The sequence below is a fragment of the Gemmatimonadaceae bacterium genome, assembly GCA_020851035.1.
Taxonomy (GTDB): domain Bacteria; phylum Gemmatimonadota; class Gemmatimonadetes; order Gemmatimonadales; family Gemmatimonadaceae; genus JACMLX01.
In genome coordinates, this window is record JADZDM010000024.1 from 21,538 (window position 1) to 47,894 (window position 26,357).

Below are 26,357 nucleotides of genomic sequence, written 5' to 3' on the forward strand. Positions count from 1 at the left end.
GGACCGGTGTGGTGTCGTGGTGACCGCGCGGGCGGGCGCCTGCGCGGTCGTCCGACGGCTCGGCCCCTCCGGTACGGGGTATGTTCCGCCATGCGTGTGATCCAGATCCTGCTGCGTTGCCTGCCGCTGCTCCTGAGCTTCCGCCGCGACCGGCACCGCTGGCTGGTGGCGGGGCGCGGGGCGGTCCGGACGCCGGCGTTCCATGACGCCCGGGCCGAGCAGCTGGTGCACGTCCTCGCGAGCCTCGGCCCGACCTTCGTGAAGCTGGCCCAGCTCTTCGCGGGGCGGTCCGACATCATCCCCGAGCCGTACGTCAGCGCCCTCGGCACCCTCACCGACCGGGTGCCGCCGGTGCCGGCCGACCGGATCCGGGCCAGCCTGATCGACAGTTACGGCGCCCCGCCGGAGACGGTGTTCGAGCACTTCGACGTGGAGCCGCTGGCGGCCGCGTCGCTCGGGCAGGTGCACCGGGCGCGGGTGGACGGGCGGGAGGTGGTGGTGAAGGTGCTGCGCCCCGGCGTCGAGCGGCTGGTGTCGGGTGACATCCACGCGGCCCGCCGCATCCTCGACCTGGTGGCATCGCGCCTCAACCCGCCGCACGTGGCCGGCCTGCGCACGGTGCTGGACGAGTTCGAGCGCCGCGTGGCCGACGAGATGGACTTCCGGCAGGAGGCGCGCTACGCCACGCAGGTGCGTGCGAACTTCGCGAAGAACGCGGCGATCCGCGTGCCGGAGGTGCTGGACGCATACACCCGGCAGCGGGCGCTGGTGCTGGAGTTCATCGACGGCCGTCGCGTGGACCAGCTGGGCGACTGGATCTCCACCGGCCGTGTGCGCGCCGACGACGTGCTGCGCTCGGTGATGGAGCTGTACGTGCAGATGATGCTGGTGGACGGGCTGTTCCACGCCGACCCGCACCCCGGCAACGTGTTCGTGGACACGCAGGGGCGGCTGACGCTGCTGGACTTCGGCATGGTGGTCGAGGTGCCGGTGGAGACGCGCCGGGTGCTGGTGCAGACGGTCTTCGCGTCCATCCGCGGTGACGTGGAGAAGGTGGTGGACGGGTTCTACGCGCTGGGCCTGATCGAGCCGGGCGCGGACCGCGCGATGATCGTGACGATGGCGGGGCAGCTGATCACGCTCGCCAACGAACGGACCACGGCCACCGAGCGGATCGAGCGGCTGACGCGGCTGGCCGACGAGGTGATGGCGACGCTCTACGACTTTCCGGTGCTGCTGCCCGGCAACATGGTCTACTTCGCGCGGACGGCGGCGCTGATCGAGGGGCTGGGCGTGCGGTACGACACGCACTTCAATGCGATCCGCTTCGCGACGCCGATCGTGGTGCGGTTGCGGCGCGAGATCCTCTCCTCGCTGGGGGAGCCGCTCGGCGGGGCCCCCGACATGGCCACGGCGCTCGGGGCCACGCTCGGGTCGCTGGTGGCGATCGCGCGCCGCGCGAGCCGGGATGCCGTGGCGACGCTGGCGTCGCAACTGCTGCCGGCGCTGGCGTCGCGCTCCCGCTAGCGCCGCGCGCCGCGCGGGTCAGCTGCGCGGCAGGACGATCGTGCGTTCCACCGCGATCGCGCCGGGAATGTCCGGCATGATCGAGTCGAGGGAAGTCGGCGCCGACTGCTGCGTGATGGCTGCGGTCACGGGCTGGTGCGCGGCGTGCATCGCGGCCAGCGCCATCGGCGTGCCCAGGGCACTGGCCTTGTTGCCGATCAGCGGACCGGTGAGGGCCTTCTGCGGCTGGCCCGTGCGCTGCGCCCCGAGCTCGCCCACCAGCAGCATCTCGGCGATCTGGTACGCCGAGATCGGGCGCGAGTACAGGTATCCCTGGCCGAAGTCGCAGCCGAGGTTGCGCAGGTCCCACTCCTGCTCGGCGCGCTCGATGCCCTCGGCCACCACCTTCAGCTTGAGCGAGCGGCCAAGGGCCACCACCGCCGAGGCGAGGGCGCGCCCGTTCGGGCCGTGGTCCATGCCCTGCACGAAGCTGCGGTCGATCTTGAGCACGTCCAGCGGATACTGCGAGAGGTAGCCGAGCGACGAGTAGCCGGTGCCGAAGTCGTCGATGGCCAGGCGGACGCCGAGGGCGCGGATGCGGTGCAGCAGCGCGAGGGTGTCGGTGCTGCGGCCGACGAGCATGCTCTCGGTGAGCTCCAGCACGAGGCGGTCGGCATCGAGGCGGCTCTGCTGCAGCGTCTTCTTCACGATCTCGATGAAGTTGCCGTCCACCATCTGGCGCGCGGAGAGGTTCACCGTGATCGTGACCGGCTGCTGGCCGGGCGGCACGGGCCAGTTCGCGGCCTCGGTGGCGGCGGTCTTCAGCACCCACTCGCCGATCTCGACGATGATGCCCGTCTCCTCCGCGAGCGGGATGAAGTCGGCCGGCGACACCATGCCGCGGTACGGGTGGTTCCAGCGCACCAGCGCCTCGGCGCCGATGATCTGCTGCGTGCCCAGCTCCACGATCGGCTGGTAGACCAGCGTGAGCTCGTTGCGCTCCAGTGCCTTGCGCAGGTCGGCCTGCAACTCGATGCGGTCGAGCACCGCCGCATGCATGCCGCTCTCGTAGAGCACGGCGCAGGCCTTGCCGCGGGCCTTGGCATGGTACATCGCCACGTCGGCGTTGCGCAGCACCTCGTCGGCGGACTGCTGGGGCTGCGCGCGCGCGATGCCGATGCTGGCGTTCAGGTCCACGTCCTTGCCTTCCACCTGCAGCGGGCGGGCGAGGGCGGCCGAGATGCGGTTGGCGACATCCATCACCTCGCCCTCACCGCGGGTCTGCTCGAGCAGGATCGCGAACTCGTCGCCGCCGAACCGGGCGGCGGTGTCGCTGTCACGCAGGCAGGTGCGCACGCGGTTGGCCGTCTGCACCAGCACCGCGTCACCGGCGGCGTGGCCGAGCGAGTCGTTGATCTCCTTGAAGTTGTCGAGGTCGAGGAAGATCACCGCCACCTCGTCCTTCGTGCGCTCGGCGCGGGCGAGGCCGTGGGCCACGCGGTCCTGGAACAGCGCGCGGTTGCCCAGCCCCGTGAGCGGGTCGTGCAGCGCCTGGTGGCGCAGGTGCTCCTCGAGCGTGACGCGCTCGGTCACGTCGCGGATCGTGAGCACGATGCCGTTGACGTTCTGGTCGGCGAGCAGGTTGGTGGCCACCGTCTCGGTGCGCATCCACTCGCCGTCGGTGCGGATCATCCGGCAGCCGATGTGGGTGAGCGACGAGCTGCCCATCAGCGAGGCCGAGAAGTGCGACTCGTAGGCGCCGCGGTCGGCCTCGTGCACCAGTTCCGCGAGGGTGCGGTTCACCATCCGGTCGGCCGAGGTGCCGAACACGCGCTCGGCGGCGGGGCTGACGTAGCGGATGATGCCGAGCGGGTCGAGGATCGCGAACACGTCGGAGGAGTGCTGCACCAGCGAGCGGAAGCGGGCCTCCGTCTCCTTGGCCGTCTGCTCCACGTAGAGGCGCATGTTCTCGCGCACGGCGGTGAGCTGCCGGGCCATCACCAGCGAGGTCAGGACCACCGCGCCGACGACGAGGTCGGTGATGTGGTACGTCTCGCGCAGCGCCATCACGAACAGCAGGCCATAGCCCATCGCCACCGCGACATAGGGCACGATGCTGAAGCGGGCGCGGAGCAGCGCACCGCGGGCGACGATGGTGGTGCCGCGTGCGTCGGCCCAGCCCACCACGCAGCCCAGGCTCACCATCAGGTAGCCGCCGATGCGCAGCACGTCGGTGACCTGCGCGATCATCGGTGCGTAGCGCATGTTCAGCACGCTCCACATCGTGTTGGCCACGAAGCCGACCATCAGGCCGGTCGCGATCCACCACGAGCTGCGCCGCAGCGTGAGCCCCGGGTCCTGCAGCAGCATCGACGCCGCCGCGACCAGCGTGATCAGGTCGAGGCCGGAGTAGACCGTGTAGATCATGATGTCCTCGCGGCCGATGTCGCCGGCGAGGATGGGGCTCAGGATGAAGTGCCACACGATCATCGCGGCGGCGGACACCACCGTCAGCGCATCGAGCGTGAAGCGCGTGGCATCGGCCTTCGAGCGGCGGCCGCGGGGAAAGGTGATCACCGCCAGCAGCCAGAGCGGCGTGATGACCAGGCCCGGGGCGTGGCTCCAGCGGTCCCACATCGTGGTGCGGCCGATCAGCTCGAAGTACGTCCAGCCGCCGTCGGCAAGGGCCTGCAGCAGCAGGGCCAGCGACACGATCCGCCAGGCGTAGCGCGTGCGGCGGTCGGGGGTGCGACGCACCGCCTCGCCCGCGAACCACGCGGCCGCCAGGCAGGGCGGCACCAGCATCACGTGCAGCAGGATATTCGGCGCGTCGAACAGCATCATCGCTGCATACGCCAGCGCGTACATGATCGCACCACGCACGGACTGCTTCGCGCGCGGTTCGAGCGTGTTCAGGCGCTGCGCCGTCAGGAACAGCGGTGTCGGGAGCTGGGTCGAGGCCATGAAAACCGGATCAGACATGAACGGACCGCCCAGGGGGTGGAGGGCGGTCGCTTGTTCTCACCCCATGACATGTCTGGCCCGCTTTGGTCACAGCAAAGGCCGCTGCAAACGGGCGCGATGCAGGGTGTCTCCCGGGCCGCTCCCCGGTCGCCTGGCGGCAGGGACGCTCGCCCATGGCCGGGGGCCGGGAGCGTCCGCCGCGACCGGGGTACAACACCGCGCGGCGCCTGCGCGATATTCAGGCGAGAGACCTGTCCCGACCCCGGCCGACCCATGCCCCTGACCTCGCTCGCCCTCGCCGCCACCCTCGCGCTGTCCGCCCCGCTTGGCGATCCCTTCGCGGGCGCCGCGCCGTCGGTGCTCACCGGGGCTGCCGCACTCCGGCTGTCCGGCCGCGGCACCGTGACCGACCCGGTGCTCATCGACTGGCGGACGCTCGGCGGCATGAATCCCCAGACCGGGGCCGTGGTGCCGGCCCTGCGGGCGCTGAGCGGCCAGGTGGTGCGGATCGCCGGCTACGTGGTGCCGCTGGACGACGCCAGCCAGGAGGACGCGGAGTTCCTGCTGGTGCCGTACTACGGCGCCTGCGTGCACACCCCGCCGCCGCCGCCGAACCAGATGGTGCTGGTGGAGATGGAGGGGCGCCGCCGCGTCCGGCTCGACCTCTTCGAGGCCATCTGGCTCGAGGGCACCCTCGGGATCGACCTGGTGGAGAGCCTCTACGGCACCGCCGGCTTCACCATCAAGGGTCAGCGGGTCTCGCCGTACGTGAAGAAGTGACGCCGCCGGGGCAGCCCGGCGCCGCCATCGCGATCGACTCGCTGCAGTTCGCGTATGGCAGCGGGCCGCGCGTGCTCGACATCCCGCAGCTCAGCGTGGCCCGCGGTGCCCGCGTCTTCCTGCACGGGCCCTCGGGCTGCGGCAAGACCACGCTCCTCGGCATCCTCGCCGGCGTGCTGCCCGCCACCACCGGCCGCGTGCGCGTGCTGGACCGGGACCTGGTGGCGATGAGCAGCGCGCAGCGGGACGGCTTCCGCGCCGAGTGTGTGGGGTACGTGTTCCAGCAGTTCAACCTCATCCCGTACCTCAGCGCGTACGACAACATCGCGTTGCCGTGCCGGCTCGATGCGCGCCGCCGCGCGCGCCTTGGCGCCGTGCCGCTCGACGCGGCCATCCGTGACGTGGCGGCGCAGCTCGACATCACCGCACTGCTGCACCAGCAGTCCACCGCGTTGAGCGTGGGCCAGCAGCAGCGCGTGGCCGCGGCGCGCGCGCTGCTCGCCGCGCCGGAGCTGGTGATCTGCGACGAACCCACGTCGTCGCTGGACACCGACCGCCGCGACGCCTTCCTCGCGCTGCTGGCGAGCAGCGTGGAGCGGGCCGGCGCCACGTTGCTGTTCGTGAGCCACGACGCGGCGCTCGGCGCCCGCTTCGACGTGCAGCTCTCGCTGCCGCAGCTCAACCGCGCCGCCCGGAGTGATGCGGCGTGAGGATGCTCCTCTCCCTCGCCTGGCGCTCGCTGCGCAACCGTCCCGTCACGTCGATCCTGACCGTCGCGGCGGTGGCGCTGAGCATCACGCTGCTGCTGGGCGTGGAACAGGCACGGCGCGGCATGCGCGAGAGCTTCACCGGCACGATCAAGGGGACCGACCTCGTGGTCGGCGCGCGTGGCGGCACCCTCCAGCTGCTGCTCGGTGCCGTCTTCGGCATCGGCTCACCCACCGGCAGCGTGCCGTACCCGGTGTACGAGCAGTGGGCGAAACACCCCGCCATCCGGTGGACGGTGCCGCTGGCGATCGGTGATTCGCACCGCGGCTACCGCGTGATCGGCACCACGCCGGCGCTGTTCGAGCACTGGCGGTACCGGAGTTCCGGGCGGCTGACGTTCGCGCAGGGCCGGGTGATCGGCGGGGCCGGCGACGTGGTGCTGGGCAGCGAGGTGGCCGAGCGGCTGGGCTACACGCTGGGGGCGGCGGTGACGGTGGGGCATGGCCTCAATGCCGTGGAGGGCCTCGGTGACCACGAGGCACACCCGTTCACAGTGGTGGGCATCCTGGCGCCGACGTTCACGCCGCTGGACCGCGCGCTGTTCGTGACGCTGGACGGGATCGAGGCGATGCACGAGGCGGGCGAGGTGCCGGGGCTGCCCGGGGCCGGGGCGCCGCCCGCGATGCCCGGCGCGACCCCGCCGGTGATGCCGGGTGCTCCCGCCGCGCCGCCGGCCAACGTGTTCGAGGACCAGCCGAAGGCGCTCAGCGCGTTCCTGGTCGGCACCCGCACGCGGTTCGAGACGCTGCGCCTGCAGCGTGAGATCAACCAGTACAAGGCGGAGCCTCTGACGGCGGTGATCCCGGGCGTGACGCTGGCCGAGCTGTGGAAGACGCTCGGCACGGTGGAGGGGGGGCTCCGGCTGGTGGGGGCGCTCACGATCGTGGTGGGGCTGATCGGCATGCTGGTGGCGCTCTATTCGTCGCTCGAGGCGCGGCGGCGCGAGATGGCGGTGCTGCGCGCGGTGGGGGCACGCCCGTCGATGATCGTGTCACTGCTGGTGCTGGAGAGCGGGCTCCTGACGCTGCTGGGCTGCGCGCTTGGCGTGGCGCTGGTGATGGGGGGCTTCGCGCTGGCGCAGGGGGTGATCGAGTCGAACACCGGTGTGCACATCGCGGTGCAGGCGCCGGGGGCGCTGGAGTGGGCGTACATCGGGGTGGTGCTGACGGCGGGGGTGCTGGTGGGGCTGGTGCCGGCGTGGCGGGCGTACCGGAGCTCGCTCGCGGACGGCCTGAGTCCGCGACTCTGAGTCCGCGCGGGCACGTTGACTCTGTCCCCTTCGCGGCCGCCTGACTCAGAGTCAGCGGTGGTTCCGTGACTCAGAGTCCGAGGCGGCGGCGCGACTCTGAGTCCCGGCGTTACAGAGTGCGCGCATTTGGCGGGGTGGCGCCGGGGGATTGCAGACAGTGCGTGACCAATCGAGGCGCGCGTCCCACACTGTGCGACCTCGACAGTGGGATCGCTGCCACACTCCCGTCCGTTTCTGTCGCCGGTGCCTCGTGGTGCGACATCACTTCCGGACGCTCCGGTCCCCGGCGGGCTCAGCCAAACCCTTGCACGACAAGGTGTTAGCGTGTGACGAGTGGTGCCGGCGCTGCCAGCCTCCGCCAATTGTCCCGCTTGGCACTCGCCATGCCCTGAGTTCAGGTGCAAAGCGTTCGCGTAAGTGCCGGAGCGGCGGAGAGTAGCGGTGTTCTGGCGCGATGAGGCGCCGCTAGCATGCGCGTGCACGAGCGATCCCGAGCGCTTTGCCGCGCGACGGCGGGTCGTCTCCCCTCGGGGAGGCGGCCCGTCTTTTCGTGCGCGCCAGTGGAGCGGGTCGCGAGCGCCGCCCGTGCCGGCGCCTGGAGCCGGGCAGAGGATGCGCGCCGGCAACGGGGGTGCCGCGCCGACCGTACGACGGGAAGATTCGTGCGTTCACTCCTTCGCGAGGCTTCATGTCCTGGTCCGTCCGTCGATTCACCGGCACCGTCGCGCTGACGGTGCCTGCGCTGCTCACCGCCCAGCGGCCGGTGGAGGCGCCCACCGCGCCGAACGCCATGGCCCGGCCCATCGCGCCCGAGGAGTGGCCGGCGTGGGTGCGCCGCACCCCGGTCACCGATCCGATGCTGCTCCGCATCATGGAGGAGGGGATGCAGCGCTCGGAGGCGGGGGCGCTGGCACAGGTCCTCACCGACTCCGTCGGGCCGCGGCTCACCGGCTCGCCGGGGTTCACGGCCGCCGGTGACTGGCTGTTGCGCAAGTACGCGGAGTGGGGCATCACCGCGCGAAAGGAGGCGTACGGCACCTTCAACGGTTTCCGCCGCGGCGTGACGCACGTGGACCTCGTGGCGCCGCGGGTGCGCACGCTCGAGGCCACGATGCTGGCGTGGAGCCCCGCCACCAACGGCGCGGTGACCGGCGACGTGGTGGTGCTGCCGCAGTTCGAGTCGGCGGAGTCTGCACACGCATGGCTGATGGCCACCCGTGGCAAGTTCGTCATGATCAACGCCCCGAACCTGAGCTGCCGCACACCGCAGCAGCTGGCCGAGTTCAGCACGCCGGCGTCGCTGGCGGCGCTGCGCGCCGGACAGGATTCGCTGCGCGTGAGCTTCAACAACCGCAACGTCTCGGCCGCCGGCCTGCAGGACAGCCTGAAGGTGTACGGCGCCGCCGGCGTGGTCACCTTCGGCTGGTCGAACTATCCGGGCATCAACAAGGTGTTCGGCACGCCGCGCCAGCAGGTGCCGACGTTCGACCTGAGCTGCGAGGATTACGGGCTGGTGTACCGCCTGGCCTCGCGGAACCAGGGGCCGAAGCTCCGCGTGCAGCTCGAGAGCGAGTTCCTGGGTGAGCAGCCGGTGGCGAACACCATGGCCGAGATCCGCGGCACTGGCCGCACCGCCAGCGAGTACGTGATGCTCTCGGCCCACCTCGATTCGTGGGAGGCCGCCAGCGGCGCCACCGACAACGCCACCGGCACGGTGACGATGCTCGAGGCGATGCGGATCCTGAAGAAGGCGGGCTTCAAGCCGAAGCGCACCATCCTCGCCGGTCACTGGGGCGGGGAGGAGCAGGGTCTGAACGGGTCACGCGCCTTCGTGAAGGACCACCCGGACGTGGTGAGCGGGCTGCATGCGCTGTGGAACCAGGACAACGGCACCGGCCGGATCGTGGGGATGGGCGCGAGCGGCCTGGTGAGCGCGGACACCGTGATTCGCGGCTACCTGTCACAGCTGCCGAGCGACTTCACGCAGTGGATCCGCTACTCCGGTGTCGGGGTGCCGGGCACCGGTGGCACCGACCACGTGAGCTTCGTCTGCGCCGGCGCACCGGGCTTCGGCCTCAATGCACTGGGCTGGGACTACGGCTTCACCACCTGGCACACGAATCGTGACACGTACGACAAGATCGTGGTGGACGACCTGAAGCAGAACGCGACGCTGGTCGCGATGCTGATATACCTCTCCAGCGAGGATCCGACGTTCATGCGCCGGGTGAAGCGCGACCCGCTGCCGAACGGCCCGAGCGGTTCGCCAGGGGCCTGGCCGAGCTGCGTGGACGGGATGCGGAACACCAGCGGCTACCGGCGGTAGTACAGGATGCGTGGAGGGGAGTCCACGCAAACCTCCTGGGTGGGAGTATGCGGGGTCGGTTGCCGAAAGGTGGCCGGCCCCGTGTGTTTTCCCGGTGCCTGCGCGGCGGATGCACGCGCCGCGCCGCCGTGCGGGCACGTCGCGCAGACATACTCACACACACACTCACACACACAACACACGCAGCGTGCGCGCGACCGGCGCATGCGCACGCAGCCAGGGAGGCAGGATGCCGCAGCAGACCGAGTGGTGGCAGCGCGGGCCGGTGGAAGGTGTGCAGCCGCTGCTGCAGCCGGTGGCGCACATCGTCCTGCAGGTGGGTGAGACCACGCACGAACTCGTGGCGGGGCTCGACGAACCGGGATGGAACGCGCGTCCCGCCGGTGTGGCCTCACCGGCGTTCCACGTGCGGCACATGACCGGTGTGCTCGACCGGCTCTTCACGTACGCACGCGGGGAGGGACTCTCGCCCGCGCAGTTCGAGGCGCTGCGTGCCGAAGCTTCACCGCTCGCGTTGGATGACGTGCCGGCGCTGATGGCGGCGTTCGATGCACGTGTCGCTGCTGCGCTGGCCGAGCTGCGCACCATCGACCCGGCGATCCTCGGTGACTATCGCGCCGTTGGCCGCGCGCAGTTGCCATCGAGCGTGATCGGCTGCCTGGTGCACGGCGCGGAGCATGCGATGCGGCATGTGGGGCAGCTCTCGGTGACCGTCCGCGTGCTCCGCGACGGCGCCGGCGCGCCACCGGCAGGGGCTGCGGCGCCGACGTAGATTCCGGGATGCGCATCCTCTTCGCCGAAGACGATCGTCCGCTGCGCACCTCGATCAGCCGTGGCCTGCGCGAGGCGGCGTACGAGGTGGAGCAGACCGGCACCGGCACCGGCGCACTCACGCTGGCGGACGAGGGGCCGTGGGATGCGGTGATCCTCGACGTCCTGCTGCCCGGACAGAGCGGGATCGAGGTGTGTCGGGCCATCCGGGCGCGTGGCGACCGGGTGCCGATCCTGATGCTGACCGCGCTCGATGCCGTGGAGCATCGCATCGCCGGCCTCGACGCCGGCGCCGACGACTACCTCGTGAAGCCGTTCGACTTCGGTGAGCTGCTGGCGCGGCTGCGCGCGCTCACGCGGCGCGGATCGGATGCCCTCACGCCGACCGTGGTGGTGGGCGACCTGGTGATCGACATCGCGCGCCACACGGTGCAGCGCGGTGAGCGCCCGATCACGCTCACGGCCACCGAGTTCGCGTTCCTGCTGGTGCTGGCCCGCAGCGCCGGCCGGGTGGTGAGCCGTGCCGACCTGATGGCGAGCGTGTGGGAGGACCACCGCAGCACGTACTCCAACATCATCGACGTGTACGCCAGCCGGCTGCGCCGCAAGATCGACGACGGCGAGGCGGTGCCGCTGTTCACGACGCTGCGCGGCACGGGTTTCGTGCTGCAGGCACCGCCGCCGGCGGCCGCGGGGAGTGTGCCCTCGCGCGCGCCCGCCCGCCGGCGCCAGCCCCGTCGCGCGGACTGACCGGTGCCACGCTGGCCCACATCCCTGCGCTGGCGACTGACGGTCCGCTACACGATCCTCCTCGCCCTGCCGCTGGTGGCCTTCGCGCTGGGGTGCTACATGCTCGTCGCCCGCACGCTGGAGCGGCGCACCGATGTGTTCATCACCGATGCACTGAACGCCTTCTCGCGCGAGCTGCGCGCGGAACGGCGCAGCGACCAGGGCGCCATCGCCGCCATCCGGCAGACGGTGGAGGAGGTGCGGTTCCGCGCGCTGAACATCGCGATCGTCGACAGCAGCGGTCACGTCATCGCGACCTCCGGGCGCATCGAGGAACCGGCCGACCTGGCCCTCGAACGCCCGGCGACCGACCTGTTCACCGACACCCTGCTGGCGCAGCTCCGCCAGCAGGAGCCCGATGTCGTCGCGACCACCGTGCGCAGCGCCGGCGGCCAGGTGCGGGTGCTGGCGCGGCCGCTGGACCTCGGCGTGGGTACGGGGCGCTTCGTGCTGATGGGGGCGTACTCACTCGACGAGATCACGGCGGTGATCGACGGCATCCGCCGCGCCTTCCTCATCTCCATCCCGGTGCTGCTGCTGATCGCGGCGCTGGGCAGCCACGCACTTGCCAACCGCTCGCTGGCCCCGCTGGCCGCCATGTCGGCGCAGGCCTCGGCGATCACCGTGCGCAACCTGCACGAGCGCCTGCCCGTCACGGGGGGCGACGAGCTGGTGCAGCTGGCGACGGTGTCGAACGGCCTGCTCGACCGGCTGGAGGAGGCGTTCGAGCAGCAGCGCCGGTTCGTGGCGGATGCCTCGCACGAGTTACGGACGCCGACCGCCGTCGTGAAGACCGAGGCCGACGTGACCCTCTCCCGCCCCCACCGCGACGAGGAGGAGTACCGCGCCTCGGTGACGGTGATGCAGGACGCGGCGCACCGCATGTCGCGCATCGTCGCCGACCTCTTCCTGCTGTCGCGCGCCGATGCCGGCCACCTCGTGATGAAGTCGGAGCCGCTCTACCTGGACGAGGCGGTGCAGGACGCCACCCGCGTGCTGCGACGGCTGGCGGCGGAACGCGGGGTGGAGATCGTGGTGCACGAGCTGAGCGAGGCGCCGCTGGTGGGGGACCGCGACCTGCTCGGGCGGCTGGTGCTGAACCTGCTCGACAACGCCGTGAAGTACTCCCCGCCAGGGGGCACGGTGGATGTCTCGCTCACGCACGATGCGGCTGGCTACGCGATCCGCGTGCACGACCGCGGCCCGGGGATCCCGCCGGAGTCGCGGGAGCGGATCTTCGAGCGCTTCTACCGCGTGGATGCGGCCCGCTCCCGCGCCGACGCGAGCGCGACCAGCGGAGCCGGGCTGGGCCTCGCGATCGCGCGGCGCATCGCGGTGATGCACGGCGGCGCGGTCTATCTGGAGCATTCGCGTCCCGGTGACACGCAGTTCCTGATCACCCTCCCTGCCGCCGGGCTCGCCACGTCGGGGTGAGCGGTGGGTGACGATACCGATCAGGACCGTTGAATCGCGGTGTCTGGACCGGAGATTGCGTGGTATGTTATTCCAAGCAAGGAAAATCGACCTTCGCCTCCACTGTAGCGCCGGCGTCACACCGCACCCGGCTGCTGGGGAGAAGGGCGGGCGGCGCGATGCGGTGCCGCGGAGATGCTCGAGCGGACACGACTGGGCATGGCTGAATCGCGGCGCTGGTGGCACGATGCGTGGGCTGGTGACCGGGATGCGTCCGACCTCGCCATGCGCAGCGAGCACCGGCTTGCCCGCAGCCGATTTGCCGTCGTGCTCATGTTCACGGTGTACGGCGTTGCCGTGGCACTGCGTGAGCCGCGCGGCACGACGTACTGGGGTGCGATTCCGGTCAACCTCACCTGCCTCGCGCTCGCCACGGTGGTGCTGGTCATCACGCGGCGGGGCCAGCGGCCCACCTGGCTCGCCACCGCGACGGCACTGGGCGACGTCACCATGGTGTCGCTGCTGCACCTGCTCGAACTGCTCCAGGGCACGCCGTCGGCAGCGCTCAACGGACGCATCACCTTCACAGCGTACTTCTTCGCGCTGCTCGGCACCTGCGTGCGCTGGGATCGTCGCATCGCCGTCGCGGCCGGCGCGATGGCGGCGGCGCAGTACGGCCTGATCGTGCTCGCGGGGGCGCGGTCCTGGCCGGCGACGGTCACCCCCGACATCGTGCGCTACGGCACCTTCGACGCCGGCGTGCAGGTGGAGCGGATCCTCACGCTCCTGCTGTTCGGCGCGGCCTGTGCCTCGATCGCCCACTGGGCCACGAAGCTGAAGGGGTTCGCGACCACCGACCAGCTCACGCGCCTCATGAACCGGCGCAGCTTCGAGGAACGCATGCGCGACGAGCTCCTCATGGCGTGGCGGCGCCGGTCGGACCTGGGCGTGGTGATGATCGACATCGACCATTTCAAGCAGGTGAACGACATGCACGGGCACCACGCCGGCGACCATGTGCTGCGTCAGGTGGCGACGATGCTGCGGACCTCGGTGCGCCGCACCGACCTCGTGAGCCGGTGGGGCGGTGAGGAGTTCGTGATCGCCTTCCTCGACGCCTCGCTGGTGCAGGCGTCGCACGAGGCGGAATCGCTGCGGAAGGTGGTGGAGGGCACGCCGGTGACGCTCTCCAACGGCGAGGTGGTGCGCATCACGCTGTCGATCGGCGTGGCGGCGGCGTCGGGCGAGGGGTTCGACTTCGACACCCTGGTGCGGGCGGCGGACCAGCACCTGCTCTCGGCCAAGCGCGAGGGCCGGAATCGGGTGGTCACGGCCGGCATGCCCGCCGCGGTCTGACCGTCGCGGGCTACTTCGCCCGGAACGCCGCGATGGCGTGGCGGGTGAAGTCCGAGAGCACCAGCGTCCCGCTCAGCCGCGCCCGCTCGGCGAGCAGTGCCGGCCAGTCCTCGGTGCCCTGCCAGGCAACCCCCTTCATCAGGCGCATCGCGTCGGGATTGGAGGAGGCCAGGGTGGTGGCCAGCGCGGCCAGCGCGGCATCCATGGCCGCCGCGTCGTCGAAGAGGCGGGCGTACAGCCCGTGCCGCTCGCACCAGTCGGCGTCGCGCCAGTCGGCGTCCACGGACATGGCCATGAACGGCCCCATCCCTATGCGGCGCGCGATCACCGGTCCCACCACGAACGGCCCGATGCCGACGGCCAGCTCGCTCAGCTTGGCCGAGGCGCTGCGCACGGCGACGGTGTAGTCGCCGGCGGCGGCGATGCCGATCCCGCCCCCGGCGGTGCGGCCGTGCACCCGTACCAGCACGAACTGCGGGGTGCGGAGCATGGCCAGGATGACGGCCGCGAAGCCGCTGAAGAAGCGCTCGCCCTCGTCGGGGTCGGCGATGCGCACCAGTTCGTCGAAGCTCGCACCGGCGCAGAACGGCCCGCTCCCCTCGCTCCGGAGCACGAGCACCCGCACGTCCGGGTCCTGCCCGACAGCGGTGATGGTGCCGGCGAGGTGCTGCAGCAGCGCGCCCGGCAGCGAGTTCCCCTTCGGATGCCCGAAGGTGATGGTGCCGACTCCCGCCGACACGTCGACGGAAACGGTTCCGCCGGCGACGGCGTTGTACCCGGGCCTGTTCTCGTTGTCCATCCGGCCAAGCTACCGCCTGCACGCCGGCAGCGTCCATTGTCCGGGGTGGGCTCACCCGTACATTTCCGGCATGACCCAGACACGCGCGATTGACGCCACGGCCGAGGATCCCGCAGCCGTCGCCGCCTTCGAGGCCCGCATCGCCCGCGGCGAGAGCATCGAGCCGAAGGACTGGATGCCGCAGCGGTACCGCCAGCAGCTGATCCGCATGATGTCGCAGCATGCGCACAGCGAGATCGTCGGCATGCTGCCCGAGGGGAACTGGATCACGCGCGCCCCGTCGCTGCGCCGCAAGGTCGGCCTGATCGCGAAGGTGCAGGACGAGGGCGGGCACGGCCTCTACATCTACTGCGGCGTGGAGACGCTGGGTGTGGATCGCAGCGAGGTGATCGGGCAGCTGCTCGACGGGCGCGCGAAGTACTCCAGTATCTTCAACTATCCCACGCTCTCGTGGGCCGACATCGGCGTGATCGGCTGGCTGGTGGACGGGGCGGCGATCGTGAACCAGACGGTGCTGGCGAAGGCGTCGTACGGGCCGTATGCGCGGGCGATGATCCGCATCTGCAAGGAAGAGAACTTCCACAAGCGCCAGGGCTACGAGATCGTGGCCACGCTGGCGGCGGGCACGCCGGCGCAGAAGGCCATGGTGCAGGATGCGGTGAACCGCTTCTGGTGGCCGTCGCTGATGATGTTCGGGCCGAGCGACACCGACTCGCCGAACACGGCGGAGCTGATCCGCTGGCAGGTGAAGCGGAAGACGAACGACGAGCTGCGCCAGCGCTTCGTGAACCTGACGGTGCCGCAGGCGGCGGCGGTGGGGCTCACGCTCCCCGACCCGGCGCTGCGCTACGACGAGGCGACGGAGGACTGGCACTTCGGCGAGATCGACTGGTCGGAGTTCCACCAGGTGGTGCGGGGCAACGGGCAGTGCAACCGCGAGCGCCTCGAGGCGCGGCGGGCCGCGGAACGGGAGGGGGCATGGGTGCGCGAGGCCGCGATGGCCTACGCCGCGAAGCAGCGCACGAACGACACATCGGCCGCAGCGTGACGCCGGCCGGGAGCCAGTGATGAGCGCGAACACGGAGGTGTCGGCCCAGGCCGCGACGATCCCCGCAGACGGCCAGTGGCCGCTCTGGTAGGTCTTCACGCAGAGTGAGCAGGGGGCGCCGCACGAGCATGCGGGGTCGCTGCACGCGGTGGATGCCGAGCAGGCGATGCAGAATGCGCGCGACGTGTACGCGCGCCGCGGCGGCGTGATCTCGCTGTGGGTGGTGCCCGGTGGCGCCATCACGGCCTCCAGCCCCGGCGATGCCGGCCCGCTGTTCGATCCGGGCGCCGACAAGGCCTACCGTCACCCGCAGTTCTACCGCGTGCCGCGCGGCGTGCGCGTCTTTTGAGCAGCGCGCCGTTTTCCGTGGTGCCGGCCCCGGCACCCCCCGTGCATGCGCTGCTCGAGTACCTGCTGCGGCTTGGCGACGACCGCCTGGTGCTTGGCCACCGGGTGAGCGAGTGGTGCGGGCACGGCCCGATCCTCGAGGAGGACATCGCGCTCGCCAACGTCGCGCTCGACCTGATCGGGCAGGCCACCATGCTGCTCCGCCTCGCCGGCGAGGTGGAAGGGCAGGGGCGTGACGAGGATGCGCTGGCCTACTGGCGCGAGGCGGTGGAGTTCCGGAACTGCCTGCTCGTGGAACAGCCGAACGGCGACTTCGCGCAGACGATCGTGCGGCAGTTCCTGTTCGACGTGCAGGCGGTGGTGCTGCTCGACGCGCTCACGCGGGGCACGCACGCGGGGCTGGCCGCCATCGCCGGCAAGGCGGTGAAGGAGGCGAAGTACCATGTGCGCCACAGCGGCGACTGGATGCTCAAGCTGGGCGACGGCACCGAGGAGAGTCACCGCCGGGTGCAGCGCGCGCTGGACGACCTCTGGCGCTTCACCCCGGAGCTGTTCGCCGTGGATGCGGTCGACCGCGAGATGATCGCCGCCGGGATCGCGCCGGATCCGGTGGCCCTGCAGGGGCAGTGGCTGGCCATCGTGCGTGACGTGCTCGCGCGTGCCACGCTCGTGCTGCCCGCCGACGCCCCGCCCGCCGCCAGTCCGCGCGGGGCCCGGCAGGGCGCCCATTCGGAACACCTGGGGCACCTGCTGGCCGAGATGCAGATCGTGGCACGGTCGCACCCGGGCGCCACGTGGTAGCGGCGTGAGTGGCGGCGGGGCGGGTGGCAGGCCCGCCGCGGCGATCCCGACGCGGGACGAGATCCTCGCCATCCTCGACACGGTGAAGGATCCCGAGGTGCCGGTGCTCAGCGTGCGCGACCTGGGTGTGGTGCGCGACGTGACGGTCGGCGAGACGGGCGCCATCACCGTGACGGTCACGCCGACCTACTCCGGCTGTCCCGCGATCCTCGTGATCGAGCAGGACATCACCGCCGCGATCATCGCCGCCGGCCACGGCCCGGTGACCGTGCGCACCACGTTCACGCCGGCGTGGAGCACCGACTGGATCTCCGACGACGCCCGTGCGCGCCTCAAGGCCTACGGCATCGCCCCGCCCGGCCGCACCGAGCAGGGCGGCCTGGTGCAGCTCATGCGCGCACGGCGCACGGTCCAGTGCCCATTCTGCGATTCACTCGAGACGGAAGTCCGCAGCGAGTTCGGGAGCACCGCATGCAAGTCGCTCTGCTGGTGCCGGTCCTGCCGTCAGCCGTTCGAGGAGTTCAAGGCGATCTGAGTGGCAAGCGCAACGGCTTTGACGCAAAGGCGCAGAGTGCGCGAAGGACGCAAGGAGTTCTGCCCTTGGGCCAGCGTCGGCTGAACACGAAACAGAGTTGTCGAGGGGAACCGCGGTGGCAGTTGCAGTTCCCAGAGCATATGCGATGCCCGACGTTACGCCGACGAGTGAAGCCCGCGCAGACCCCTTTGCGTCCTTCGCGCCCATTTCTCCTTTGCGTCGAAAGAGTTCGGGATGCCTACGTGCGCAACAGCGCATCGATGGCCGCACCGATGCGCGCGGCGTCAGGCAGGACCGCAGCGAGCAGCGATTCGTGGTACGGCATCGGCACGTCGCGCACGGCGAGCCGCTCGATGGGGGCGTCGAGGAACCAGAAGGCGTCCTGCGCCAGCACCGCCGCGATCTCGGCGCCGAAGCCGGCGGTCAGGGTGTCCTCGTGCACGACGAGGCACTTCCCGGTGCGGCGGACGCTCTCGAGGACGGCCTCGCGGTCCCAGGGCGCGATGGTGCGCAGGTCGAGCAGGTCCACTGCGCCGGGGAACTGTGCGGCGGCCTGGGCGCAGCGGTGGACCATCGCGCCCCAGCTCACGACCGTCACGTCGTCCCCGTGGAGCAGGCGGCTGGCGCGGCCGAACGGCAGCACGTAGCTGTCGCCGGGGTAGCGCGCGCTGCCGTCGCTGGTCATCAGCAGCGAGCGGTGCTCGAAGAAGATCGTCGGATTGCCGCTGCGCATCGCGGCGCGCAGCAGGCCGCTGGCGTCGGCGGCGTTCGACGGCATCGCCACCTGCCAGCCCGGCGTGTGCGCCCACGTCACCTCGCCCGAGAGCGAGTGCCAGGGGTCGCCCACGTCCTTGCCGAAGCCGCCCGGCATCCGCACCACGATCGGCGCGCAGAACTGGTTCGCCGTGCGCCAGCGCATCGTGCCGCAGTTGTTGAGCTGCTCGTGCGCGGGGTCGGCGTACTTCCGGAACTGGATCTCCGCCACCGGCACCAGGCCGTTCACCGCCATGCCCACCGCACGCCCGATGATGCCCTCCTCGGAGAGGCTGGTGTCGAACACGCGATCGGCACCGAAGCGCTTCTGCAGCCCCTCGGTGACCAGGTGCACGCCTCCCTTGCGCCCCACGTCCTCGCCGAACACCAGCACCCGCGGGTTCGCGGCCAGCTCCGACGCCAGCGTGCGCCGGATCGACTCCGCCACGCGCACCATGTCGCCGTCGGCATCGGGCACGTCGGTGGCGGGCAGCAGGTCGCGCTGCGCCGGCGACTGCCCGCCGAACGCGCGCACGTCGGTGTCACGCGGCGGTTCCTCGTACACGAAGCGATGCACGTCGGCGGGCTCGGGGGTGCGCCGCTCGCGGGCGGCCGCCACGCCGGCGTCCACGTCGCGCGCCACCTGCTGCTCCAGCGCCGCCCACTCGGCGTCCGACAGCAGGGCCGGCACCAGGTGTGCTCGCAGCCGCGGCAGGGGATCACGGGCGCGATCGGCCTCCACCTCGTCATCCGAGCGATACCCCTTCTGGTTGTCCGGCCCGGAGTGGCTCGACAGGCGCGGCACGGTGAGCCGCACCAGCGCCGGCCCGGCGCCGCTGCGCACGTGCGCCACGCACTCGGCCAGCAGCGGTGCGGCGTCGGTGGGCACGGAACCGTCTCCGCTGCGCACCAGCAGGTTGCCGAACGACGCGAGGTTGGCGCTGATGTCGCCGCCGGGCGTCTGCATCCCGCCCTGCACCGAGATCCCGAGCCCGTTGTCCTCGATGTAGAAGAGCATCGGCAGGCGCAGCGTGGTGGCCATCGTCAGCGCCGACCAGAACCCGTTCGTCGCCACACTGGCATCGCCACCCAGCGCCACCGCGATGGCGCCGCCGTATGAGGCGTCGCAGAGCGTGTCGCGGCGGTAGAGGATGGACTGCGCCCAGCCGGCGGCCGGCGTGTACTGCGCGCCCACGTCGCCGGCCATCGGCAGCACCGTCACGCCGTTCCATCCCGGGCGATTGCAGACGACGCCGATGTCGCGGCCATCACTGAAGCCGCCGGCACGTCCCAGCGGGCTGCCGTGTGCGTCCTCGATCGACAGTCCCACCGAGAGCAGCACCGGCCGCGACCGGTAGTAGGCGCCCACGCCATCGTGCGGGTGCCCCAGCAGCGAGCCCAGGATGCACTGGCTCATGTCGTGACCGCGGGCCGAGAACTGGTACAGCACCTGGTGTGCACGCGGCACGCTGGCGCGGTTCCGGTTGAGCGCCTCCTCGAGGTCGTCCAGCGCGCGCGACACCAGCGTGTGGTACGCGATGCGGTGCCAGTCGAAGCGGGTGTCCACCGGCGGGCCGGCGTGGCCGGCATGGGCGCTGTCTGCTGCGGCGTGCGTCAACGGAATCGGGAAGGGGCGGCGGAGCCGCGTCGGCGCGAAATCTGGGCACGCGCGCCCCCTGCCGGGAGGCGCAGACGGCGCGGGTCGTGCCCGATGCACGGCCGTATATTGCACGACGCGCATCGCGGCGGCATGCCGCGGTCCCCCCGTCCCTGCACCGCCACTCGGTTCCCGATGGACTCCGACCTGATCCTGACCGCGCTGGCCGATGGCGTCATGACCATCGCGCTCAACCGTCCGCAGGTGCTCAACAGCTTCAATGCCGAAATGGCCGCGTCGCTGCAGGCGGCGCTGGCCACGGCGGCGGCGGATCCTGCGGTGCGCGCCGTCCTGCTCACCGCCAACGGCCGTGCCTTCTGCGCCGGCCAGGACCTGGCCGAGGTGCTCCCTGCGGCGGACGGCACCATGCCCGACCTCGGCGCCATCGTGCGCCGCGACTACAACCCGATCATCCGCGCCATCCGTTCACTCGAGAAGCCGGTGGTGTGTGCCGTGAACGGCGTGGCGGCGGGCGCCGGCGCCAACCTGGCCCTGGCGTGCGACATCACGGTCGCGGCCGAGGGGGCGTCGTTCATCCAGTCGTTCTCGAAGATCGGCCTCATTCCCGACAGCGGCGGCACGTTCATCCTGCCGCGCATCGTGGGCGCGCAGCGCGCCGCGGCACTCACCATGCTCGGCGACAAGCTGCCGGCGAGCACGGCGAAGGAGTGGGGACTCGTGTACGACGTGGTGCCGGCGACCGACCTCGCCGAGCGGACCCGCGCCCTCGCGCTGCGGCTGGCCGCGATGCCGACGCGCGGCCTGGGGCTCACCAAGCGTGCCTTCAACGCCGGCCATGCCCACACCCTCGACGAGCAGCTCGCGCTCGAGGAGACACTGCAGCGGGAGGCCGGCGCCACCCGGGACTACGCGGAAGGGGTGCGCGCCTTCGTCGAGAAGCGGACACCGACGTTCGAGGGCCGGTGAATGGCTGACCCGGGGCTGGTGATCGGCGTGGTGGGGGCGGGCGCGATGGGCAGCGGGATCGCACAGGTGGCCGCGATGGCCGGCCACCGCGTGGTGCTGGGTGACGCGCACGGCGACGCGCTGCAGCGGGCACGGGCCGCCATCACCGTGGCGCTGATGCGTGACGTGGCGAAGGGCCGCATGGCCGACACCGCGGCCAGCGAGGTGCTCTCGCGCATCACGGACGCCGGTGACCTGGCCATGGGACACGGGGCCTACGCGGAGTGCGGGGTCGTGATCGAGGCCGTGGCCGAGGACCTCGCGGTGAAGATGACGCTCTTCGACGCGCTCGAGCGCGAGGTGACGCCGGACTGCATCCTGGCCACCAACACCTCGTCGCTCCCCGTGGCGGCGATCGCCGGCCGCTGCCGGCACGGCGCACGGGTGCTGGGCATCCACTTCTTCAATCCCGCCGTGGTGATGCCGCTGGTGGAGATCATCCCCGCCATCACCACCGATCCGTCGGTGACCACGCGCGCACGGGCGCTGGTGGATTCGTGGCGGAAGGTGACCGTGGTGGCGCAGGACACGCCGGGCTTCATCGTGAACCGCATCGCGCGGCCGTTCTACGGCGAGGCCCTGCGGCTGCTGGAGGAGGGCATCGCCGACGTGCCGACGATCGACTGGGCGATGCGCGAGATCGGCGGGTTCCGCATGGGCCCGTTCGAGCTGATGGACTTCATCGGGCACGACATCAACTTCGCGGTCACGCAGAGTGTCTACGACGGGTTCTTCCAGGACCCGCGCTACCGGCCGTCGCTCACGCAGCAGCGGCTGGTGCAGGCGGGGTTCCTGGGCCGCAAGCGCATGCGCGGGTTCTACGACTACGCCGACGGGGCCGTGCGGCCCGCCGCCACCGAGGATCCCGTGCTCGGGCGCGCGATCGTGGACCGGGTGCTGGCCATGCTGGTGAACGAGGCGGTGGACGCCGTGTACCTGCGCGTGGCATCACCAGCCGACATCGAACTCGCCATGACGCGCGGCGTGAACTACCCGAAGGGCCTGCTGGCGTGGGGTGACGAGGTCGGCCCCGCCGCCGTGCTCGCGCGGCTGGATGCACTGCGCGACGAGTACGGCGAGGATCGCTACCGCGCCAGCGTGCTGCTGCGGCAGCGCGTGCGCGATGGCCGGGCGCTGCTGGCATGAGCGCCCCACGCACACCGGCGCAGGAGGCCCGCACCGCACAGGTGCTCGCGGCCATGCTGGAGACGGATGCCTTCAGCCGCTGGCTCGGCATCCGGGTGGTGTCGGCGGGTGCGGGCCGCAGCGAGCTGCACATGCACATCCGCCATGACATGGTGAACGGCTTCGGCGCCGCGCACGGCGGGATCACCTACTCGCTGGCCGACAGCGCGCTGGCGTTCGCATGCAACGGCGGCGAACACGTCACGGTGGCGGTCGACAACCAGGTCTCGTATCCCGCGCCGGTGCACGTCGGTGACGACCTGGTCGCGACCGCCGAGGAGGAGTCGCGCGGCGGGCGCCTGGGGTTCTACCGCGTGACCGTCCGCAACCAGCACGGCACCGTGGTCGCGCTCTTCCGCGGCACGGTCTATCGCACCAGCACCCTGCACCCCACCGGACCCGCATCGTGACCGACGCCTTCCTCGTCGATGGCCTCCGGACGGCCATCGGGAACCTCGGTGGCCAGCTCAGCGAAGTGCGCGCGGACGACATGGCGGCGCACGTGATCGCCGCGCTCGTCGCGCGCCATCCGTCGCTCGACCCGGCGCGCCTCACCGACGTGATCCTCGGCTGCGCCAACCAGGCCGGCGACGACAACCGCAACGTGGCGCGGATGGCGGCGCTGCTGGCCGGCCTGCCGGTCACGGTGCCCGGTGAGACCGTCAACCGACTCTGTGCCTCCGGGATGAGCGCGGTGGCGAACGCCGCGCGTGCCGTGCAGGTGGGTGACGGCGACCTGTACATCGCGGGCGGCGTCGAGAACATGACCCGCGCGCCGTACGTGCTGTCGAAGGCGGGCAAGCCCTTCGCCCGTGACATGGAGCTGTTCGACACCAGCCTTGGCTGGCGCTTCGTGAACCCGCGGATGCGTGCCGCACACGGCGTGGACTCCATGGGGCAGACGGCGGAGAACGTGGCGGCGCAGCACGGCATCTCGCGGGCGGACCAGGACTTGTTCGCGCTGCGCTCGCAGCAGAAGGCCGCGGCGGCGCGCGAGGCGGGGCGGTTCGTGGCCGAGATCAGTGCGGTGGAGATCGCCCAGCGGAAGGGCGCGCCGAGGGTCGTCGACACCGACGAGTTCCTGCGGCCGGAGACGACGCTCGAGATCCTCGGGAAGCTCACGCCGGCGTTCCGCACGGACGGACAGGGCTCGGTGACCGCGGGCAACGCCTCGGGATTGAACGATGGCGCGGCGGCGTTGCTCATCGCGTCGGCGGCGGGCGCGCGGGCGATCGGTGCGGCGCCGATGGCGCGCATCGTGACCACGGCGGTGGCCGGCGTCGAGCCGCGGGTGATGGGCATGGGCCCGGTGCCCGCCACGCAGCTGGCGCTGGCGAAGGCGGGACTGACGCTGGCCGACATCGGCGTGATCGAGCTGAACGAGGCGTTCGCGGCCCAGTCGCTCGGCTGCCTGCGCGCGCTTGGCCTGGCCGATGACGACGCCCGCGTGAATCCCAACGGCGGCGCGATCGCGCTCGGGCACCCGCTGGGGATGAGCGGGGCGCGGTTGCTTCTGACGGCCGCGCACGAGCTGCAGCGCACGCAGCAGCGGTACGCCCTCGCGACCATGTGCATCGGCGTGGGCCAGGGCATGGCCACCATCCTCGAGCGTGCCTGATGGCGAACATCTTTGCGTTCGAGGCGTGGGTCCCGGTGGTGCACGCGTCGGCGTACGTGCACCCCAACGCCACGGTGACGGGCAACGTCATCATCGGCCGCGACGTGTACGTCGGGCCCGGGGCCGCGATCCGCGGTGACTTCGGCGGCATCGTGATCGGTGACGGCTGCAACGTGCAGGAGAACTGCACGATCCACATGTTCCCCGGCGTGACCGTGGTGCTGGAGGACGCGGCGCACATCGGCCACGGGGCCATCGTGCACGGCGCGCGCATCGGTGCGAATGCGCTGATCGGGATGAACGCCGTGATCATGGACAACGCCGTCATCGGGGCCGGCAGCGTGGTGGGGGCGCTGGCCTTCGTGCCGACCGGCATGCAGGTGCCGCCGCGCTCGGTCGTGGTGGGCAACCCGGCGAAGGTCGTGAAGGAAGTGAGCGACGAGATGCTGGCGTGGAAGTCGGAGGGCACGGCGCTGTACCAGGCGCTGCCCGCACGCCTGCACGCCACGCTGCGTGCCTGTGAACCGCTGCGCGAGGTGCCCGCGGATCGCGGCGTGCCCGCATCGACATACCGGAACTGGGGAGAGACCAAGCCGTGATACGGATGCAGAACTACGCGTACGGCGAGTGGGTGGCCGGCACCGGCGAAGGCACCCTGCTGCAGAATGCCGTCACCGGCGATGTGGTCGCGACCACGTCGAGCACGGGCCTCGACTTCAAGGGGATGCTGGAGTACGGGCGCACCGTCGGTGGGCCGACACTGCGCGCGATGACGTTCCACCAGCGCGCGCGCATCCTGAAGGCGTTGGCGCAGCACCTCACCGCGCAGAAGGACGAGTTCTATCGCATCTCGTCGTGGACCGGTGCCACGAAGGGTGACTCGTGGATCGACATCGACGGTGGCGTCGGCACCCTGTTCGCCTATGCCAGTCGCGGGCGGCGCGAGTTTCCCGATGAGACGTTCTTCGTGGACGGCGCCGTCGAGGGACTGAGCCGCGGCGGCACCTTCATCGGCCGGCACATCTGCGTGCCGATGGAAGGGGTGGCGGTGCAGATCAACGCCTTCAACTTCCCGGTGTGGGGGATGCTCGAGAAGTTCGCGACGTCGTTCCTCGCCGGCGTGCCGAGCATCGTGAAGCCGGCGTCGGTCGGCAGCTTCCTGACGGAGGTGGTGGCGCGGTCGATGGTGAGTTCCGGACTGCTGCCGGTGGGCTCGTTCCAGCTCATCCTGGGCAGCCCGGGTGACCTGCTCGATCACCTCACCTGCCAGGATTCGGTGGCCTTCACCGGCTCGGCGGCGACGGGCCTCATGCTGCGCAGCAATCCGTCGATCCTCGCCAACAGCGTGCGATTCAACCAGGAAGCTGACTCGCTGAACTTCTCGATGCTGGGGCCCGATGCGGCGCCGGGCACCGAGGAGTTCGACCTGTTCATCAAGGAAGTCTCGCGCGAGATGACGGTGAAGGCGGGGCAGAAGTGCACCGCGATCCGCCGCACGTTCGTGCACGAGAGCATGGTGGACGCGGTGAGTGCGGCGCTCAGCAGGCGGCTCTCCACCGTGACCATCGGCGATCCGGCACTCGACGGCGTGCGCATGGGCCCACTGGCCGGCCGCGCCCAGGTGCGTGACGTGCAGCAGAACGTGGACCGGCTGCGCAGTGGTGCGGAACTGGTGTTCGGTGGCAGTGACACGCTCACCGTGGTGGGTGCCGATGCCGGGAAGGGCGCGTTCTTCGCGCCGGTGCTGCTGTACAGTGGCGATCCGTTCGGTGGCACCCACTCGCACGACATCGAGGCGTTCGGGCCGGTGAACACCATCATGCCGTACAAGAGCGTGGACGAGGCGATCGCGCTGGCGAAACTCGGCAAGGGAAGCCTCGTCGGCAGCGTGTTCACCAACGACGATGCCGTCGCGCGCCAGATGGCACTCGGCACGGCGGCGTACCACGGCCGCCTGATGCTTGCGAACCGGCACAGCGCGAAGGAGAGCACCGGGCACGGGTCACCGATGCCCGGGCTTGTGCACGGCGGGCCTGGTCGTGCCGGCGGAGGCGAGGAGATGGGCGGCGTGCGCGGCGTGATGCACTACATGCAGCGCACCGCCATCCAGGGCTCGCCGCAGGTGGTGACGGCCGTCACGCGCGAGTGGAGCAAGGGTGCGACCGAGTTGAAGGACCGTATCCACCCGTTCCGCAAGTACTTCGATGAGCTGCGCATCGGCGAGACGTTCATCACCCATCGCCGCACCGTGACCGAGGCCGACGTGGTGAACTTCGCCGGTATCAGCGGCGACTATTTCTACGCGCACATGGACGACATCTCGGCCCAGGCCTCGCTGTTCGGCAAGCGGGTGGCGCACGGGTATTTCGTGCTCTCGGCGGCGGCGGGGTTGTTCGTGGATCCGGCGCCCGGCCCGGTGCTGGCCAACTACGGACTGGAGGGCCTGCGCTTCACCAAGCCCGTGTTCATCGGCGACACGATCCAGGCGCGGCTCACCTGCAAGCAGAAGACGCAGAAGGAAGACCGCGAGGGGCAGGTGCCGCAGGGGGTGGTCCACTGGGACGTGGAGGTCACGAACCAGGATGGGGAGCCGGTGGCGGTGTACACGATCCTGACGCTGGTGGCGCGGCAGGTGGACGCGTAACGGCGTCTTTTGCGCCTGTTGCGACTTTGTGTTGACCTGTCCCCAACGCCCGCCCGTGCAGCACCATCATGAAAGGAGCCT

The 26,357-nt window shown here is 71.0% G+C and carries 21 protein-coding genes and 1 pseudogene; 19 read left to right on the top strand and 3 right to left on the bottom strand.

The features are described from left to right. The first annotated feature begins 90 nt into the window (after nucleotides 1-90). Nucleotides 91-1,527, top strand: coding sequence for an AarF/ABC1/UbiB kinase family protein (locus IT355_16780; GenBank protein ID MCC7054930.1), 1,437 nt, complete (start codon nucleotides 91-93; stop codon nucleotides 1,525-1,527). 18 nt (nucleotides 1,528-1,545) lie between these two features. Here the strand turns inward: IT355_16780 and IT355_16785 are convergent, their stop codons facing one another. Then, complete coding sequence (locus IT355_16785; GenBank protein MCC7054931.1) at nucleotides 1,546-4,488, bottom strand: EAL domain-containing protein; 2,943 nt, start codon at nucleotides 4,486-4,488, stop codon at nucleotides 1,546-1,548. 255 nt (nucleotides 4,489-4,743) lie between these two features. Here IT355_16785 and IT355_16790 point away from each other — a divergent pair, with 255 nt between their 5' ends. The 8 genes from IT355_16790 (at nucleotide 4,744) to IT355_16825 (ending at nucleotide 13,922) form a co-directional block, all read left to right on the top strand. Beyond that, nucleotides 4,744-5,250 (top strand): DUF3299 domain-containing protein, encoded by a 507-nt coding sequence (locus IT355_16790; protein MCC7054932.1) that lies wholly within the window; start codon nucleotides 4,744-4,746, stop codon nucleotides 5,248-5,250. Nucleotides 5,251-5,276: 26 nt separating this feature from the next. Further along, nucleotides 5,277-5,960: an ATP-binding cassette domain-containing protein gene (locus IT355_16795; protein ID MCC7054933.1), complete on the top strand. Its 684-nt coding sequence runs from the start codon at nucleotides 5,277-5,279 to the stop codon at nucleotides 5,958-5,960. Beyond that, nucleotides 5,957-7,267 carry an ABC transporter permease gene (locus tag IT355_16800; GenBank protein ID MCC7054934.1) on the top strand — a complete coding sequence of 437 codons (1,311 nt, stop codon included), beginning with the start codon at nucleotides 5,957-5,959 and terminating at the stop codon, nucleotides 7,265-7,267. The genes IT355_16795 and IT355_16800 overlap by 4 nt, the downstream gene beginning before the upstream one ends. Before the next feature lie 688 nt (nucleotides 7,268-7,955). Then, nucleotides 7,956-9,593 carry a M20/M25/M40 family metallo-hydrolase gene (locus IT355_16805; GenBank protein MCC7054935.1) on the top strand — a complete coding sequence of 546 codons (1,638 nt, stop codon included), beginning with the start codon at nucleotides 7,956-7,958 and terminating at the stop codon, nucleotides 9,591-9,593. Between the two features lie 229 nt (nucleotides 9,594-9,822). Then, complete coding sequence (locus tag IT355_16810; GenBank protein MCC7054936.1) at nucleotides 9,823-10,365, top strand: DinB family protein; 543 nt, start codon at nucleotides 9,823-9,825, stop codon at nucleotides 10,363-10,365. An 8-nt stretch (nucleotides 10,366-10,373) separates the two neighbouring features. Further along, the gene (locus IT355_16815) at nucleotides 10,374-11,114 is read left to right on the top strand and encodes a response regulator transcription factor (protein MCC7054937.1); all 741 of its coding nucleotides are present in this window, start codon (nucleotides 10,374-10,376) and stop codon (nucleotides 11,112-11,114) included. Between the two features lie 3 nt (nucleotides 11,115-11,117). After that, entirely contained in the window at nucleotides 11,118-12,587 is a 1,470-nt protein-coding gene (locus IT355_16820; GenBank protein MCC7054938.1) for a HAMP domain-containing protein, read from the top strand. 198 nt (nucleotides 12,588-12,785) lie between these two features. Continuing rightward, nucleotides 12,786-13,922 (top strand): GGDEF domain-containing protein, encoded by a 1,137-nt coding sequence (locus tag IT355_16825; protein MCC7054939.1) that lies wholly within the window; start codon nucleotides 12,786-12,788, stop codon nucleotides 13,920-13,922. Between the two features lie 10 nt (nucleotides 13,923-13,932). Here IT355_16825 and IT355_16830 read toward each other — a convergent pair whose 3' ends face one another. After that, nucleotides 13,933-14,721, bottom strand: coding sequence for an enoyl-CoA hydratase/isomerase family protein (locus IT355_16830; GenBank protein ID MCC7054940.1), 789 nt, complete (start codon nucleotides 14,719-14,721; stop codon nucleotides 13,933-13,935). Nucleotides 14,722-14,791: 70 nt separating this feature from the next. Between IT355_16830 and paaA the strand changes: the two genes are divergently transcribed. The 4 genes and pseudogenes from paaA to paaJ all read left to right on the top strand — a co-directional run bounded on the left by paaA (nucleotide 14,792) and on the right by paaJ (nucleotide 17,453). Continuing rightward, nucleotides 14,792-15,769 (top strand): 1,2-phenylacetyl-CoA epoxidase subunit A, encoded by a 978-nt coding sequence (gene paaA / locus IT355_16835; protein MCC7054941.1) that lies wholly within the window; start codon nucleotides 14,792-14,794, stop codon nucleotides 15,767-15,769. A gap of 19 nt (nucleotides 15,770-15,788) precedes the next feature. Continuing rightward, nucleotides 15,789-16,118 (top strand): annotated as a pseudogene (gene paaB, locus IT355_16840) (1,2-phenylacetyl-CoA epoxidase subunit B). 41 nt (nucleotides 16,119-16,159) lie between these two features. Continuing rightward, entirely contained in the window at nucleotides 16,160-16,918 is a 759-nt protein-coding gene (gene paaC / locus IT355_16845) for a phenylacetate-CoA oxygenase subunit PaaC (protein MCC7054942.1), read from the top strand. Nucleotides 16,919-16,961: 43 nt separating this feature from the next. Then, nucleotides 16,962-17,453, top strand: a complete 492-nt coding sequence (gene paaJ, locus IT355_16850) for a phenylacetate-CoA oxygenase subunit PaaJ (protein ID MCC7054943.1) — start codon at nucleotides 16,962-16,964, stop codon at nucleotides 17,451-17,453. Between the two features lie 238 nt (nucleotides 17,454-17,691). Here the strand turns inward: paaJ and IT355_16855 are convergent, their stop codons facing one another. Continuing rightward, the gene (locus IT355_16855; protein MCC7054944.1) at nucleotides 17,692-19,947 is read right to left on the bottom strand and encodes a pyruvate dehydrogenase; all 2,256 of its coding nucleotides are present in this window, start codon (nucleotides 19,945-19,947) and stop codon (nucleotides 17,692-17,694) included. Between the two features lie 51 nt (nucleotides 19,948-19,998). Here IT355_16855 and IT355_16860 point away from each other — a divergent pair, with 51 nt between their 5' ends. The 6 genes from IT355_16860 to paaZ are packed head-to-tail and all read left to right on the top strand — an operon-like array spanning nucleotide 19,999 to nucleotide 26,276. Next, nucleotides 19,999-20,790 carry a 2-(1,2-epoxy-1,2-dihydrophenyl)acetyl-CoA isomerase gene (locus tag IT355_16860; protein ID MCC7054945.1) on the top strand — a complete coding sequence of 264 codons (792 nt, stop codon included), beginning with the start codon at nucleotides 19,999-20,001 and terminating at the stop codon, nucleotides 20,788-20,790. Then, the gene (locus IT355_16865; protein ID MCC7054946.1) at nucleotides 20,791-21,975 is read left to right on the top strand and encodes a 3-hydroxybutyryl-CoA dehydrogenase; all 1,185 of its coding nucleotides are present in this window, start codon (nucleotides 20,791-20,793) and stop codon (nucleotides 21,973-21,975) included. Beyond that, nucleotides 21,972-22,424 (top strand): hydroxyphenylacetyl-CoA thioesterase PaaI, encoded by a 453-nt coding sequence (gene paaI / locus IT355_16870; GenBank protein MCC7054947.1) that lies wholly within the window; start codon nucleotides 21,972-21,974, stop codon nucleotides 22,422-22,424. The genes IT355_16865 and paaI overlap by 4 nt, the downstream gene beginning before the upstream one ends. Continuing rightward, on the top strand, nucleotides 22,421-23,632 hold the full coding sequence (gene pcaF / locus IT355_16875; protein ID MCC7054948.1) for a 3-oxoadipyl-CoA thiolase: 1,212 nt from the start codon (nucleotides 22,421-22,423) through the stop codon (nucleotides 23,630-23,632). Before paaI ends, pcaF begins: the two co-directional genes overlap by 4 nt. Beyond that, nucleotides 23,632-24,231 carry a transferase hexapeptide repeat family protein gene (locus IT355_16880; protein MCC7054949.1) on the top strand — a complete coding sequence of 200 codons (600 nt, stop codon included), beginning with the start codon at nucleotides 23,632-23,634 and terminating at the stop codon, nucleotides 24,229-24,231. Before pcaF ends, IT355_16880 begins: the two co-directional genes overlap by 1 nt. Further along, on the top strand, nucleotides 24,228-26,276 hold the full coding sequence (gene paaZ / locus IT355_16885; protein MCC7054950.1) for a phenylacetic acid degradation bifunctional protein PaaZ: 2,049 nt from the start codon (nucleotides 24,228-24,230) through the stop codon (nucleotides 26,274-26,276). The genes IT355_16880 and paaZ overlap by 4 nt, the downstream gene beginning before the upstream one ends. Nucleotides 26,277-26,357: the final 81 nt, after the last annotated feature.

Excerpts from the sequence above, each read along its gene's own strand:
- paaA (MCC7054941.1), top strand. The coding sequence starts at position 14,792 with ATGACCCAGACACGCGCGATTGACGCCACGGCCGAGGATCCCGCAGCC.
- IT355_16780 (MCC7054930.1), top strand. The coding sequence starts at position 91 with ATGCGTGTGATCCAGATCCTGCTGCGTTGCCTGCCGCTGCTCCTGAGC.
- IT355_16825 (MCC7054939.1), top strand. The coding sequence starts at position 12,786 with ATGGCTGAATCGCGGCGCTGGTGGCACGATGCGTGGGCTGGTGACCGG.
- IT355_16815 (MCC7054937.1), top strand. The coding sequence starts at position 10,374 with ATGCGCATCCTCTTCGCCGAAGACGATCGTCCGCTGCGCACCTCGATC.
- paaI (MCC7054947.1), top strand. The coding sequence starts at position 21,972 with ATGAGCGCCCCACGCACACCGGCGCAGGAGGCCCGCACCGCACAGGTG.
- IT355_16855 (MCC7054944.1), bottom strand. The coding sequence starts at position 19,947 with ATGCGCGTCGTGCAATATACGGCCGTGCATCGGGCACGACCCGCGCCG.
- IT355_16790 (MCC7054932.1), top strand. The coding sequence starts at position 4,744 with ATGCCCCTGACCTCGCTCGCCCTCGCCGCCACCCTCGCGCTGTCCGCC.
- IT355_16865 (MCC7054946.1), top strand. The coding sequence starts at position 20,791 with ATGGCTGACCCGGGGCTGGTGATCGGCGTGGTGGGGGCGGGCGCGATG.
- IT355_16785 (MCC7054931.1), bottom strand. The coding sequence starts at position 4,488 with ATGTCTGATCCGGTTTTCATGGCCTCGACCCAGCTCCCGACACCGCTG.
- IT355_16860 (MCC7054945.1), top strand. The coding sequence starts at position 19,999 with ATGGACTCCGACCTGATCCTGACCGCGCTGGCCGATGGCGTCATGACC.
- IT355_16830 (MCC7054940.1), bottom strand. The coding sequence starts at position 14,721 with ATGGACAACGAGAACAGGCCCGGGTACAACGCCGTCGCCGGCGGAACC.
- IT355_16880 (MCC7054949.1), top strand. The coding sequence starts at position 23,632 with ATGGCGAACATCTTTGCGTTCGAGGCGTGGGTCCCGGTGGTGCACGCG.
- IT355_16810 (MCC7054936.1), top strand. The coding sequence starts at position 9,823 with ATGCCGCAGCAGACCGAGTGGTGGCAGCGCGGGCCGGTGGAAGGTGTG.
- IT355_16805 (MCC7054935.1), top strand. The coding sequence starts at position 7,956 with ATGTCCTGGTCCGTCCGTCGATTCACCGGCACCGTCGCGCTGACGGTG.